This window comes from Paenibacillus sp. EB106-05-06-XG162, from assembly GCF_058791655.1.
In genome coordinates, this window is record NZ_JBYTDT010000013.1 from 115,631 (window position 1) to 131,057 (window position 15,427).

Consider the following 15,427-nt stretch of genomic DNA (forward strand, 5'->3'; position numbering starts at 1 on the left):
TTTTTGTTTGATGTATTTTTTTAACAAAGTGTCGGGTACTGAACGTTTTGTGCCCGTCTGTACAGCGCGACTAGTTTATGCAGAGCTGCTTCGTTAATAACTGGACGGAGCTGATTCCTGTTTCGTGCGGGGTAATGGGGCAGCATATCGAAACTGCTTTAAAAATACTTTGCATAACTGTTTCCATTTGTCCTATAATATAAGAACAAATGTTCCAGTTGATACGATTGTCTAAATATTGCATTGCTTTTTACCCCATTAGTTTATGAAGGGTTGTGTTAATTATTATGAATAAAGTCATATTTCTTGCTGACTGCGAAAGCTTTTACGCAAGTGTTGAAAAAGCGGACCATCCCCAATATAAAAATAAACCTCTTGCAGTTGCGGGTAATCCAGAACGTAGGTCTGGAATTATACTAGCGGCTTGCCCAATTGCCAAAAGTTATGGTGTATCTACTGCAGAACGTCTAGGGGAAGCGTTACGGAAATGTCCGAATCTTGTTATCATGCGCCCAAGGATGCAACGTTATATCGATGTTTCACTAGAAATTACTGACATATACGAAAGATTTACTGACCTTGTAGAACCCTTTAGTGTAGATGAACAATTTTTAGATTTGTCTGGATCTCTAAAACTGTTCGGCGGAGACCCTATCTATATCGCTCAAGCAATACAACGGAAGGTAATGGAACAAACAGGAGTACGTGTTCGGATTGGAATTTCTTCAAATAAGATGCTCTCGAAAATAGCTACGGATATCTGGGCCAAGAAAAATAAAACCGGAATATTTGTACTTAATCAAGAAGATGTTGAACGAGTACTTTGGCCACAACCAGTTGATAAAATGTTTGGTGTAGGTTCCAGGATGACTGCACACTTTGCAAAGCTAGGTATGACAACGATAGGTGACGTTGCACGTACGCCACTCCCTGTACTCAAAGATAAGTTTCGAGCCCGCTTTGGAAAGCAATCTGACATTCATGCAGAGGTTATGTGGCGTACAGCTAATGGGTTAGATAATAGTCAGGTAACACCAGGTACTTTCAACGCTGCTCCGAAGTCGGTGGGGCATATGATGACTTTACCCAGAGACTATTCTGACTCAACAGAAGTGAACGTTATTTTAAGGGAGCTTACGGAGGAAGTATGTCGTGATTGTCGAAAAAAAGGTTATATGGGATCAGTTGTAACTGTCAGCTGCATGTGCAGCCCTTATGAATCACCGACTGGATTCTCTCGGCAAATGAAGATGTCAGATCCCACAAACAATACGAATAAAGTATTTGATGCAGTTAAAACGATATTTTATAAATACTGGGATAAGATGCCTGTTCGCCGTGCCGGAGTAATGCTGAGCGCCCTTACAGATGATCAGACGTATCAATTAACATTGTTTGAGGATCAGCCGAAAGCTCGGGCCATTGATAAAGTTACAGATCAAATTAAAGATCGATTTGGGAGTACGGCAATAGTGCGTGCATCTTCACTTACAAATGCAGGTCAAGCGTTAGATCGATCAAAACGAATAGGAGGTCATTATAAGTGAGCAAGAAACTTACTAATAATGGTTTTGGGAATCAAACAGGTTAACACTACCACAACACCGTGAGGCTATTAGAGAACGTGCAGAAGAGCGTTAGAAACATGAGAGAGAGGATTTAGATCAGCAGGAGGTAGAACAGATCGTAGCCGCGATAGGTGACTCCTACACCTACGAAACCGAAATCAATTTGATTATATTCAACCCACATAAGAATACGGATATTTCTGGGATTGTAATACAAATGGATCAGCACCAGAAGATGATTCGACTTAAGATAACCAATGGATTCAAAGATATTTTTTTCAAAGACATTTTGGGGGTTAGTTAAAATGGATCACTTCACTCGAATCCCAAGATCGTAAGGTTAAGAAGGGATAAGGACGTACGACACTTGATATTGACAAGGAATTAACTTCCATATAAAATATATTTTCTAATCATGATTGTTAAAGGAATGGGTTCGAGCCCTGTACTCTCCAAAATCTCGATTCAGCTAAGTGAGAATGTCGTGCTAAATAACCTTCTATCAGGTTTACAGAGCACCGTTATCGCTATACTGCTTCCGCTTGTCATTACGAAAGGGTTGGTGCCAATGTGCATAATCGTTATTATCATGTCCCTGGTTGCTTCTGGAGGGTTGGTGTAACTGGGAGCACAATATCAATAGCAAGACAGCCAGGGACCCAAATGTCACCGCCTTTAGAAGGCGGTTTTTTATTTAGGTGCGGTCATTCCTGATGCTAGATGTTCTGTTAGATGCTTATTCCGATCAAAAAATCCGATGCAAATTAGTAGGCATGGATATGGTAGAGCATTGGCAAGAGCTATTAACGTTTTTTATTCGTAGGGCCGATGATGAAGATAAACAATCAGAAATTGGCATAACATGGCCACTGTTAATTTGTGCAGAAATCGGTCTTAAACCAGTCGCAACAAAGAGAGGCGGATACATCGTGAGAAATTGGACAAAGAATGGTACGTATTCAAATGTTACACCAATTCAACATCAAGGAATCGATTGCGTGAAGAAAGAACTAAAGGAGGAGCAGTTCACCGAGAAGAACTTGGCGCGGTTCCAGAGGGAGTACGAGATTCTTAAGAGCATTAGTCATCCAAATATTATTCGGGTATATGAAATCGAGGGAGCTTCATACATCATGGAGAAAGCTGACTGTGATTTGGAGGAATACGTTCTAAAAATGAGCTTTCAGATGAAGAAGTTGACCGAATTATCGATGGAATTGCTTCGGGCCTCGCGTGCTTGCATGAACATGAGAATCAGATCATTCATCGGGATCTAAAACCGGCGAATGTGCTTATGGTTAGCGGTGTGCCGAAGATATCGGATCTAGGTGTATGTAAGCCACTGGTGAATAACTTCATCAAAACAAGTGCATATAGTCAGGAATTGATGGGTTCTATGCGGTATATGTGCGATCTGCATAAGGAGGGGAAGGAGGAGCCTACATTTCACTATGATATCTTTGCACTTGGCCGTGTGATCTACTTTATGGAGAAGAAAGAACATCCGCCAGTCGGGACGATCACCAATTTTGATGGCCTGCGGTATCGAGGGCTTGTCCTTTTGACCGAGCTGCAGTCCCAGGTTGAAGCACTTAACATGGAGATCTTCAATCGAATGCGCTTAAGCCTGATTTCTTCCAAGTTATCAATAGAAGATTCCATCACAAAGTACAATGGCTCTCAGATCGGCATGACTGAGCTGGTCGCAACTTTAGCCAACGGAAGTCTCCTAGGGTTTTTGAAGTTTTACATAGTGGAACAGCTAGTGTTATAGAACACATTCCTCACCAAGACGATCAATCTCTTGGGCTATTTTATGACATCTACATGGACTTGTTCGCATCCTTTCGGCAACAACCATATTGGGACTTCAAGAAATGCACTACGGTGACAGAACGTTTGCTTGAATTGTTCGATAAAGCAAGTGGAATGCAACTTCGCAGAAAGTTGTTTCTTGCTGCATATGAGTGGTCGTATGATGGAAACCAGTATGGCGCTATGAAGGAAATGGACGGTTATATAAGGCGGATGAAAAGGAAAAACGACTATTTAGATCTATATATGGAGCTCGTGGGTTACCTCGATGGTTCTGGTATGAATAGTGTTGATACATTCATTGATCAGCACGGCTAGATAATTCTTGCTCTAACACCGAAAAAACCGCTAAAAGCAAATCTGCGATCGTATTCTCAATTCACACCTCAATGATGCAAAGAGGTTAAAGGATTAGACGAAAATGAAGGGGTTGCTTCGAAATTGGAAGCAGATGATCCAATTGCAAACATTCCTATGTCTGCACTCCTGGATGCGGACCGGCGGCGCGGAGCGATCTTCAGCAAGCTTCCTTGGAAGTGTTTGAACTGTACGGAACCCGGCTAGCGTCCTAGGTGTTCTGCAGAAAGAGTAAGTATTTCTAATCTTCAGACTTCTGAATTATTTTATAAAACGAGCCACTAGAATCCCTCTAGAGGCTCGTTTTACTATCAGAGTGTAATTTGACTCTCTGATAATTTTCCATTGGCACAATCACGTTGCAGCAGTATTGGCCCAGTCGCTTTCTGCAATACTGTTTGGAAACCAAGCATTTGCAGCTGACCAACCTCAGAGTCACACAGAAGCGAGCGATAAAATCTCATGGAATGTTTCCGGTGGTAATAGTTACACTGTTTATGCTGCTTCTTCAATTGGATTTATGGGTGCTGAATGGTTCACCAATATTTAATGATAAAGGCACTTCAGTAAAATCAGTACCCATTGTTTTTTTCCGTCTTCTTCCTTCGAACTGTAGACATTGATGCCATATTCATTGCTCTGAAGAAGGTATTTGGCGACCTGCAGGATGACCCTGTTTACGATCGCTTCCACGGCGAGCCGATGAATCGGCATCTGGCTATGCAGTTTGCATTTGTATATCGTCAGGCAAAGAAAGAACACACAAGTTAGTCAGCGCTTGATCCCGGCAGCGAACATTACCTTGTTTTGCTGTCGAGGAGTAGGTCTGATAAAATTCTTCGTAGAAACACCGTCCAGCAGCTCGGCGAATACCCTAGCGCGGAATTCCGTATCCAACAGCTATACCAGCAGCTACTGCTGCTGCATCACTTAGGGTTTACAAACGGAACTTCCGAATTGCAACCCTTTTTTATTATTGTTTAGCGCAGATCTGCTACGATGAACCTCATGCACTGAACTTTCAAGTGTTAGCAATTCTATAAATGAACCATTCCCATGGGTTGCGAACATATCGGGCAACGAAAAAGTTCTTCATTTTCGGAGATTAAAGTTGTCCTGTTGATTCTTCATTAGACACAAATAATGCACCTAATTCAATCATAATCGATGAAGGAAGGGTACACTTCAATTAAGCTTATTGAAGATGGGTATAAGCTTAAGCGATTTGTAGACTATAGTCAGTCAGCAATGTGAAGTACATCATTTTATAGTCAACTTATTTGCTAAATATAACGTGTAACATTATATGTCTAATGACACAAATGGGCCTAAATAACTTATTCGAGAAAAGCTTGTTAATCGGGCTTTTCTTTTTTTTTTTGTAGAAACATTTGTGTCAAAGATAAATGCACAAAAGTCCCTACATTATTGTTATTTACACAAAGTTACCTACATTGTCACGTTGTTAAGTTGCAAATGAACCTAAATAAAAAAATGGGAGTTCAATAGTGGAAATTGTCCGTTTTCGAGCAAATGGGGGTTGTATGACTTGTAGAGAAGGGAGAAGCCTGAATAATGAAACGTCCCAAAAGCATACTCTCCTGTAAATATTGTCTCTGATTCCTTGCTTATTCCGTGAAAAGGCAAGCCTCTTCTTATAACTCTAGAAAACAGAATTGTGCATACGAACTTAGTTTAACTGTAATCATGTGAAGTGTCCTATGACAGCGGGTCCATATCAGTAAGGAATAAGTAAAATAGATCTATAGGGTACGCAAGATGGAAGCATCGGCACATTCGCTAAGTGACAAATAACGAAACTTAGGTTTTGTGGTGTATTTTTTGGGAAACAACCTGTAATTTTGAAGTAAAATCCTATAAAATGTACCTTCTATTTATTTGTGGCTTTTCCAAATGTCAAGTGTTCTTTCTATTCTGCTCCATACGAGCATATTTACAAGAATAAAACTTAAACTGCAGAGGTCATGGTTCGGATGTAGACAAAGTTTCCGCGGCCTGCTTCGTTGGACGACCGTCAATCCCTAGTATTATTGGGAAAATTTATAATCTTAACTATTTTCTGATTAAGATTTATACTCATTAAAGACTTTTAGATCCTTCTATTACAATTATTGGGTTATGGCTGGTCTTGAATACTATTATACGGTGAGGTGAGTGTGAGATAACAATAGAATTTACTTAGGTTGCCTTTTTTCTTATACGATTTTACTTGCACAAATTTTAGATTGAGTTTACGGAGGAATGAAAGTGAATTTCATATTGGGTCAACGATATAGTCTTTTAAGAAAATCATTAATATTAACAATCATCGTTGCAATCGTTTGTACTTTTTTGCCGTCACATTTCAATAATTCAGTTGTTGATGCAAAGCAGTCCGAGAATTTAAGTGAGGGAGCAAAATTTACAAAAAATAAAAATAAAACAGAATTAGAGAACCAAAGAACAGAAAACTCCAAAACATTTTTAAATTCTGATGGAACGTTTACAACTGAGATTTATCAAGACCCAATTCATTATAAAAGCTCAAATCAATGGATGCCTATTGATGATAACTTGATTAACAACTCTACTGACAATGTTCTTGAAAACAAGGCTAATGATTTCAAGGTACAATTCCAAAAGAATAGTAAGTCAAGTAATCTCGTAAAAGTAGATATAAAAGGTATGTCTATATCGATGGATCCAGTAAACATCTCAAATGTCGTTCCAAATGATTTTGTAACGAATCAACTAGCCGTCAATGCAAATTATTCAAAAAACAAGCTGTCCTACAATGGAATCTATGACAAAACAGATTTACGTTATACCGTTGGAGATCGAAAAGTAAAAGAAGATATTATTCTTCAACAAAAGCCTCTAAACTCATCCCCTGTAAAATATTCTTTTAAATTTAACGTTAAAGGACTTAAATTGGTAAAAGGTCAAGATGACCGAATTGACATAATAAATACCAAGACTAATAAATCTGAATTTTATATAGAAAAACCATACATGTATGATTCAAAAGTTCCCGATGGATATTCTAAAAATTCGGATATTGATGATGTCCCAGAGGGTTCTCGCTCATATGACGTTAAAATGAACTTGGTCAAACGAGGTTCGAATTATTATGTAGACATACTTCCGGATCGTACATGGCTGGATGATCCACAACGGAAATACCCAGTTACCATAGATCCTACAATTATTATGATTAAGCCTGACGCAACTGCTGGAAATGACACAAATATTCGCAGTTACTTCCCTACACAAACTGCTGGAACTGAATCAACGATTGGAGTTGGATTGTATAAAGATATTAACCAGACTAACGTCATTCGTTCTCTGCTAAAATTCAATTTATCTGCGATTCCTGCTGGAGCAAATATTTTAAGTGCAAAACTTAATTTGTGGCTAGCCAGCGTATCTAATAATACCGAAATTGGTATTGAAGCACATGAAGTAAACAAGCCTTGGTCCGAAACCAATGCAACTTGGAATAATGCTGATTCAACAACAGCGTGGACAAATAAAGGTGGGGATTATGTTTCTACACCAACTGACACTTACCCAGACATCAGCTACCTTACTGACCTTGGTGTAAATTACAAATGGGATCTGACTAATTTGATCAATAAGTGGATCTCATCAGGTAATAATGGCGTATTGTTAAAAAGTAACTCAGAAACGACAAATACCTATAAAAAGTTCATTTCAAGTGATAATTCAGTTGATACTGCATATCTACCAATGTTAGCAGTCACCTATTACCCTGGAAGTAGGCTTGGACTAGAGAACTTTTGGACATATGACACACATAATTTAGTGGGTGGTCAGAGTTATACCAACATGACTACCGGAAATAATATTGTCCGGTATACAGATATGGATTTAAAAGGACGCGGAGGAATGGGGATCGATTTTACTCGTTTCTACAATTCAAAGTCCGTAAATGATTCTCCAATGGGGTATGGATGGTCCTACACAGGGGCTCAAACTATAGTAGAAAGAATAGATCGAAGTAAAGCGTTGTACACCGATAGCGATGGTACGACGCATGAATTTACTTTCAATTCGTCGACAGGAACATATACTGCTCCCCCTGGTACGTACCTTAAATTAATTCGTACCGTTGATGGCAACGGATATATAACAGGTTATGATCTTACTTATAAAAACGGATTAAGGCTGCATTTCAATAAAATATACAATGATAAAAGTGACGTTTATATTGGTAATCTCCAGAATGAAGTGGATCGTCACGGTAATCAAATTACCTATGGATATAATACTTCAAATCAATTAGTAAGTATTACAGATCCGACTGGGCGTCAGGCAACCTTAACGTATTACAGCTCTGGACGTATCTCGCAAATTATGGATTTCGCTGGTCGAATAATTAATTATGGGTATGATGCATCTGGAAACTTATCTACTGTGGATGTCTATGTAGATGCTAATAATTATCGTCGAACTCAATTTATTTACGACACTAATCATCATTTGGTTACTATAATCGACCCTAAAGGTCGAAAAACCGATTTCACTTACAATGCGGATGTATTACAAAAAGTTCAGGAACCTTCTGGTGATGGTGTAAATGCCGACCTTTCCACAAGACCTGGTACAACTTATAATTATGATTTAACTAACTATCTTTCGACTGCAACAGATCGCAATGGGAATAAAACAACCTATAGTTCCAATTCCAATTATGTTGTAACCAAAATAACCGATCCTCTATTGAGATCGACAACATTTACTATGGATGGAAATTATAATCCATTGCAAATTATAGACCCATCAAACAATACTACAGTGAATACGTATGATAGTAATGGAAATGTGACAAGTACAACAGATGCTGAAAACCATAAAGAAATGTCTACCTATGATGACTTTAGCAATATTACAAGTTATACAGACGCCTTAAATCATCTAACTACTTATGACTATAATAATGTGGGCGATTTGTTGACAATAACAAATCCATCATTGCAGAAAACAACGTATACCTATGATGCTTATGGAAACCGCACTTCTACGACAGATGCGAATAACCACAAAACATATTATGGGTATGATACAAATGGAATTAACCAAGTCTCTTTGGTCGACGACGCAAATCATTCAACTATTATGGAATATGACTCGGCAGATAACTTAACAAAAGTAACTGAACCAAATGGCCACGTGACCGATTATCAGTATAATTGGGTTGATGAAATGAAGAATATGGATGAGAAAGTCTCGCCAACTGCTACTCCTGAGCTTGTGTACACTCCTTCTTATGATGCCAATGGTAATATTCAAAACGTAATAGATACTGTTGATGGAGTTACAAATAATACTGATTACAACCATACAGCAACAAATGATATTCAGTCACAAACAGTGCAATCAGCGCAACAAATAAACTATCAATACGATAATAATCAAAACCTCACGGCATGGTCTCCACAAGTTCAGTGGGGAAGAGGTCTTCAATTTACGTATGATGCATCGAATCAATTAAAACAAGTAAAAGATAGTGCAACATCGAATGTGATTGAGGATTATGGTTATGATTTGAATGGAAGAATAACTTCTATTCAACGAACCGGAGCAGATGGTATTCTACAATCAATGTCCTATGATAAGGCAAATCGATTAACAGGCCTTCAAGTTACAAAAGGTTCTACTACAATATTCGATTATTCTTATAGTTTAGATGATAATGGGCGAATAACATCTGTTACGGATAAGAATAATGTGACAGTTAGTTATTCATATGACGAAGCAGAGAGGTTGAAAGAATATACAGATAGTACGGGAACCACCAGTTATACGTATGATGCTGTAGGAAATCGGCTAACAAAAACATCCCCAAGCGGATCTACAAGCTATATCTATAATAATTTGAATCAGTTAACAAGTCGAAGTGGATCCGACGGAAGCGAAAATTACGTTTATAATACAAAAGGAGAGCTAACCGATAATGGTAGCACTCATTATGAATGGAATACTGATGGAAAGGTTACAAAAATAACAAATTTGGATGGTAGTACAGTTAGCTTCTTCTATAATGCGAAAGGACAAAGAATACAAAAAATTGCTCAAAATAATGCAGGGGCTATTCAAAGTCAGTATCAATATCAATATGATGACACAATAGGTGCACTTATTGCTGAAACTAATGTTTTGACAAATTCGACCATCACTTATTCTTATGACTCATTAGGAAGACGTGTTAGTCAGTCCCAAAATGGAAATACTTATTATTATAATTATGATGCACACGGGAATGTAGTAGGTCTTACGGATTCAAGCGGTAGCATTGTGGCTACCTATTCATATGATCCGTGGGGTAACTTAATAAGCAAAACAGGTACGCTTTATAATCCATTTACTTATAGTGGTTATTATTTCGATAATGAAGTTGGTTTGTACTATCTGATTAACCGCTATTATGATCCCGTAGATGGACGGTTTCTCAGCCAAGATGCAGTTGAACCATTAAATGCGAACTTATATGTTTATGGAAATAATGACCCTGTAAATAATGTGGATCCAGATGGAAATTTTGCATGGGCTGCAGCTGTCTTTTTTATACCTGGGGTAGGTGAAGTAGCTCTTGGTGTTACAGCAGCAGTAGCTGCTGGTATAGCTGTTGGATACGGAATTAAAGCTGCTTATCAATACGTTAAAAACAATCAAAGTTCTGATAATGAACCAATCGGTAGAGCGAATAGAAAAAAACAGGGCAGGGAGGTCAACGAAGGGAAAAAGAGTAGCAAAAATTGGAAGTCTAATCCTAATAAAAACACGAATAGACCGATGAAGAAACACACTCCTTCAAGAAAAGGACATAGTAAATATTAAGTCATAGGGGGTTACGATCGTCGTGGATAATAAGAAAAATAGAACTGGTTTAAGGGTACGAAGTCTGCCAGGTGTAAATCCAGAAGTAAGAAGAGCATGCTTAGAGTTTGCAAGTTGGATTAGGGGTAATATGGAGTTTCCTATTAGAGTTGTAGTTTATTTGAAAAATAATTGCTATATAATAACTAAATCAAAAGAAAAAGTTTCAGCATCATTTTTTGCACCATTTAATAAAAGTGATGAGCCTTATATTCGAATTGCGACTGGAGATTTTGAAGAATTAGATTCACAACGTGGTAGAGACAACGCTTTAGCTTCTTATCTTGTTTCTTTTGCACATGAATTGATCCACTACCAACAGTGGATTAATGATAAACCATTTCTTGAAGAAGAAGCTGAAGATAAAGCCGATTTAATTGTTGATCAATATTCAGAAACAAGAGAGCATCCTTGAGTTATTACAAATTATTATTTGAGACCAACCAAAACTTTAAACTTGGTTGGTCTCATTTTATGTCAGTAGAGGGACAAGAACATGTATCGATCGATAAAGAGGGCGCTGTTGGATACGGGACGCAACTAAGCAGAAAAGCAAATAGAAAGAATACATGGCGACATATAATCCTGATGGGATTTACATCAATTTGGTTGTGGAAATGAGTAGATCCAAACTGACATCCACTGTTTCGGCTGGTAGGACTCATTGTTCGGTGAACAGAATTTTGGATAAAACTTGTAAGTAGAACGTCCGCCACGTCCAGTTGGCTCGAAGTCAACGATCTGATTCTATAAACTTGATTGAAATGTTATGTTCAGTTGATGTTTGGAATTTAGTTAGGACAAAAACCCCAAATTGTTCATTTCGAAGCCATTTCCCCTTTGGCGTTCAAAGCTTGATTTATCGAGACTGGGGAGGAAAGGACATTGCAGATATTGATTTGCTTGTAAAAACCATTACCTTAGGTAATAAAAATATCAATATAGGGGTATTTGGGCATAGTTACGGTGGCTTTGTCGCTCTAAGTGCTATTACAAGGTTACCTATTAAATGGGCATGCGCGTCAGTAATTAATGCACCAAGTGACTTAATTAAATTCGCAAGGAATGTTCCATTTCACTGGAAGCCAATTATTAAACATTGGCTGGGTGATCCTATTGAAGACTTAGAATTTTTAAAAGAGAGGTCTCCTATTTCGCATATACATAATATTGATTGTGCAATACAGCTTTTTCACGGAGTTCAAGACACTCGAGTATCAGTTGAAGAATCGGATCAGCTTGTGGAATGGTTACGGCTTAATAGAAAGAAGCATATCTATTATAGAATAGAAAATGAAGGTCATGAGTTTTCTAACGATGTGTTGATTAATTCTCTAAGTATCATCTGCAAGTTTTTATTGTTGAAACTACATGTAAAATGAATAAAAGGGCCTCATAGTTCTAGTTGACAAAGAACACATTTGTACGATGAACTTACATTGTTGGCGAGAGGTGAACCATTTACTGGAAAATAAATTTCAAAAAAAGACCACGTGTGAATAATTGGTCAAGATTGTATTATCCCCTAAGTAGACACTCAAAAAAGACCTTATGTTATCATGTGAAGTGCACCCCTTAGAATAGACATTGGAATAAACCCCTGGTTTATCCGATGAAATTCTAGGGGGTGCATTTTTATGGCAGTAAAAGGACAGAAGTTTAAATATTATCCGGAGTCATTAAAACTAGAGGCATTAAGGTTACGTCTTGAAGAAGGTTGGAGCTATCCTAAAATTACAAAACAGCTTAACATTCATGACAAAGATCGAATTATTAAGAAGTGGATGCAAGGCTTTATATTTATCACTTTAACGTACTACTGCACAAAAGTTGTATTTTGTACATATGTCACTAAATCAGTCTTATCTATTAATTAGACCTACCTAGCGAAAAAAAAAGCACGTTGTCCATATAATATATTCGGGACTTAAATCTGAAGGTGTTCCATCAGTTAACGCTCTACTTCTAGTCATTGGTGCCATAGCTTAACGATGATGTAATTTCATATTTACAACTGTTATTTTGTACATATGTCACTAAATCAGTCTTATCTATTGATATATCTATATTCGTATGGTGGCTTGTTGTGTCACAATCACATTGTTTCTTCTCTTAATAGATTTAATAACTTTGATTTTAATGAAATCGTAATATTTTGATTTTAATAACTTAATCTACAATCCTAAGCTATTGTATCATTCATAGCCCACTTAGCCGTTGGATCATTCCAAAAAGCTCATTCTTTTCTTGATGCGATGGCTTCATAGCCCACAGGTTGTCAGTGCTACCAACGTTTCGGATGCAAATATGGATGATTTCTACCTAATCTATGTTACTGACCTAGTCAAAACAAAATAACCAGTCGCCGATTGAGTTTCGACGACTGGCATCATACTTCCAAGGTGTTTTGATCCCTGTCTCACATACGGTGGTTAATTACAAAAATAGGTATTGTTTTAAAATTAGCATATATCACCATTCATATAACTGAACTCCAAGATTTGATAATATTTTCGAAGCCGGTGCATAAATTATATACGTACCCGCTTGATCTCTTCCTGATAGGATACCACTGACAAGAGCCCTTCCAAGACCTTGATCCCAATAACTGAAAATAGTTCCGCCACTATCACCGGCTTTTGAGTAACCATTAAATTGTCTTCCGCCTGTCATTAGAATATCGGGATAATCTAATAAACTATACAGTTTTGTTGTTGATTGTAGTTGTCCGCAAGTTAAACCAGTGACAGTACCTTTTTTACAAATTGTTTCCCCAATCACTTCAAGATCAGAAGTTTCATATCCCGTAATAGTTGCATTAACTCCTTGAATATTATATGAGATTTTGGAATCGGATGTTGAAATTTTCAGTGCATCTGTAGCAGTCGGGCCTGCGACGAAAAGGTTTTGTGTAACTTGGCCTAGGTATGTATTACCTTCGTTGAAAGTGTCACCGACATCTCCACAGTGACCAGCAGTAATAAGGTAATATGATGATCCTGAATAAGCAGAAAACCCATTTGAACAACCTCCGTAGTCGCTGTTATTAGTGATTCCAGCTCCTCCCTCAGTCTCAGCTGCAGTTAATCCAGATTCTGTTTCCTCAAGTGTAATATACTGACCATATTTTTGGTTAATATCGTCAGATTGCTTTGGTGTAATATTCTTCAAAGTGATTATTACTTTGTTTCCTGGTAAAGATAAATCACTAGACGAAAATTCGTAGTTAAGTGGAGAAGAAATTAAATAATTAGAAATTTCAAGCTGAAGTTGCTCTAAAGCAAATTTCGAACGCTCAACTGGATAGAATTCAATCGTATCCTCAGGAGATAAAATGTTAACTATACCGTTTTTCGTATTTTCAAAATCAGTATTGTTTACAATACCAATTCGTAGAACGCCATTATCTTTCAAGTGATCATAATAGATTCCACCAATAGAAGCTCCATACAATTCCATTATTTCTTTTTGTTTCTTCCTTGCATCAAGAATTGTTTTATCTCTCTCCTTCAATGTTTCAAACTCTTCGTCAGTTAAACGAACACCAAATTTTTGATAGCTTTCATTATTCGAGTTAAGTAATTTTTTTTCAGTGCTTAATGGGAAACCATATGCTTTTCTAAAATCCTCCTCTTTTTTCATGTCATAAACAGAATAAGATGAGTTACTTGATTCTGTTGATTCAGCACTTGCTACAATACTAAATGAGGATAAAGCCAGTGAACAAATAAGTGACAATGTTAAAAACTTCTTTTTTGATAACACTTATTTCATCTCCATTCTAAAATAATGTATAAATACCTTTATCAGGTAAATATTTACATTATTGATAGTATCATATAAAATCAAATAAAGTAAATATTTGGATTTTAAAGAATATTTTAGAGATAAATGATTGTGTTTTATATTAAATTGAGATACAATTTATAGAAAAAAAGGAGTTGCTAGATTGAAAAGGAAATTTTATATTTTTTTAGTTATTTTTGTTATATCTGTTATTTCATTTAATTCTAATAATATTCAAGCAATGGATTCTTTAATTAGAGCTGTCCTTTTTAAATCTAATATTGTTATAAACAACAAGCTTATTTCTTCTGAGCAAGGTATTCCCTCTATACTAAATTATAATAATCGTGTATATGTCCCATTGAGGTTTATTGGAAACTACATGAACGCTAATGCAAGTTACGATCCTAAATCAAAGAATCTTTATATTGATAATAATCTTAGTTATTATTCCAAATCTGAAGAAAATACATCCACAGTACAACAAGATTTTGAACTTCGTTTATCAACAGAAAAAACCACATATTCATATGGTGAGCCATTAAAAGTATGGAGTACTTTGATTTACAGGGGAGATAAAGATATCGACATTATATCTGGTGGTCAAGAGTTGGCATATTCTATTACTGATGAAGAAGCATATACAGAATCGGAGATAGTAACATTAAAAAAAGTTGTAGGAACGTTAAGACCTAATAGTGATTTTTTGTATCTTTATCCATCTAAACTCTCAGAACTTTATTTAATGAATAAAAATAAAGTAGAAGATCCATATTATTATTTAGATAATACACCAAGACCTTCAATGCTACCAAAAGGCACATATAAAATAAGAGTATCGAGTCAATTCAGTGTTGATTCTAAAAACGGTCCAATTAATGACCCCATTCTATCATCGGAAATTAAAATAACTATTAAATAGTTATCATTAATTGTTTATACTTTCTAAACAAGAGGCAATAATTAACCGGAAGATTTGAACACATTAAGAAATAACAAAC

The 15,427-nt window shown here is 36.8% G+C and carries 10 protein-coding genes and 1 pseudogene; 10 read left to right on the forward strand and 1 reads right to left on the reverse strand.

Annotation, left to right across the window (positions count from 1 at the left end):
* Window positions 1–287: 287 nt before the first annotated feature.
* The 9 genes and pseudogenes from AC3WU2_RS23070 to AC3WU2_RS23110 all read left to right on the forward strand — a co-directional run bounded on the left by AC3WU2_RS23070 (window position 288) and on the right by AC3WU2_RS23110 (window position 12,517).
* Window positions 288–1,547, forward strand: a complete 1,260-nt coding sequence (locus tag AC3WU2_RS23070) for a DNA polymerase IV (protein WP_492457344.1) — start codon at window positions 288–290, stop codon at window positions 1,545–1,547.
* A gap of 106 nt (window positions 1,548–1,653) precedes the next feature.
* Window positions 1,654–1,872 (forward strand): annotated as a pseudogene (locus AC3WU2_RS23075) (YolD-like family protein); the annotation flags it as partial.
* Between the two features lie 625 nt (window positions 1,873–2,497).
* Window positions 2,498–2,845: a hypothetical protein gene (locus tag AC3WU2_RS23080; RefSeq protein WP_492457345.1), complete on the forward strand. Its 348-nt coding sequence runs from the start codon at window positions 2,498–2,500 to the stop codon at window positions 2,843–2,845.
* On the forward strand, window positions 2,785–3,342 hold the full coding sequence (locus AC3WU2_RS23085) for a protein kinase domain-containing protein (protein WP_492457388.1): 558 nt from the start codon (window positions 2,785–2,787) through the stop codon (window positions 3,340–3,342). The genes AC3WU2_RS23080 and AC3WU2_RS23085 overlap by 61 nt, the downstream gene beginning before the upstream one ends.
* 113 nt (window positions 3,343–3,455) lie before the next feature.
* A complete protein-coding gene (locus AC3WU2_RS23090; protein WP_492457346.1) occupies window positions 3,456–3,701 on the forward strand; it encodes a hypothetical protein in 246 nt (81 codons plus the stop codon).
* Between the two features lie 2,307 nt (window positions 3,702–6,008).
* Window positions 6,009–10,601 (forward strand): RHS repeat domain-containing protein, encoded by a 4,593-nt coding sequence (locus AC3WU2_RS23095; RefSeq protein ID WP_492457347.1) that lies wholly within the window; start codon window positions 6,009–6,011, stop codon window positions 10,599–10,601.
* A gap of 22 nt (window positions 10,602–10,623) precedes the next feature.
* Window positions 10,624–11,055, forward strand: a complete 432-nt coding sequence (locus AC3WU2_RS23100; protein ID WP_492457348.1) for a hypothetical protein — start codon at window positions 10,624–10,626, stop codon at window positions 11,053–11,055.
* 439 nt (window positions 11,056–11,494) lie between these two features.
* Entirely contained in the window at window positions 11,495–12,022 is a 528-nt protein-coding gene (locus AC3WU2_RS23105; RefSeq protein WP_492457349.1) for an alpha/beta hydrolase family protein, read from the forward strand.
* Between the two features lie 255 nt (window positions 12,023–12,277).
* Window positions 12,278–12,517, forward strand: a complete 240-nt coding sequence (locus AC3WU2_RS23110) for a helix-turn-helix domain-containing protein (RefSeq protein ID WP_492457350.1) — start codon at window positions 12,278–12,280, stop codon at window positions 12,515–12,517.
* A 595-nt stretch (window positions 12,518–13,112) separates the two neighbouring features.
* On the opposite strand, the gene AC3WU2_RS23115 is transcribed toward AC3WU2_RS23110, so the two are convergent.
* Complete coding sequence (locus tag AC3WU2_RS23115) at window positions 13,113–14,405, reverse strand: S1 family peptidase (RefSeq protein WP_492457351.1); 1,293 nt, start codon at window positions 14,403–14,405, stop codon at window positions 13,113–13,115.
* A gap of 184 nt (window positions 14,406–14,589) precedes the next feature.
* Between AC3WU2_RS23115 and AC3WU2_RS23120 the strand changes: the two genes are divergently transcribed.
* Window positions 14,590–15,348: a stalk domain-containing protein gene (locus tag AC3WU2_RS23120; protein WP_492457352.1), complete on the forward strand. Its 759-nt coding sequence runs from the start codon at window positions 14,590–14,592 to the stop codon at window positions 15,346–15,348.
* The last annotated feature ends 79 nt before the right edge of the window (window positions 15,349–15,427 follow it).

Bases quoted from the DNA above. Each gene is read 5' to 3' on its own strand.
- AC3WU2_RS23070 (WP_492457344.1), top strand. From the start codon at position 288: ATGAATAAAGTCATATTTCTTGCTGACTGCGAAAGCTTTTACGCAAGT.
- AC3WU2_RS23110 (WP_492457350.1), top strand. From the start codon at position 12,278: ATGGCAGTAAAAGGACAGAAGTTTAAATATTATCCGGAGTCATTAAAA.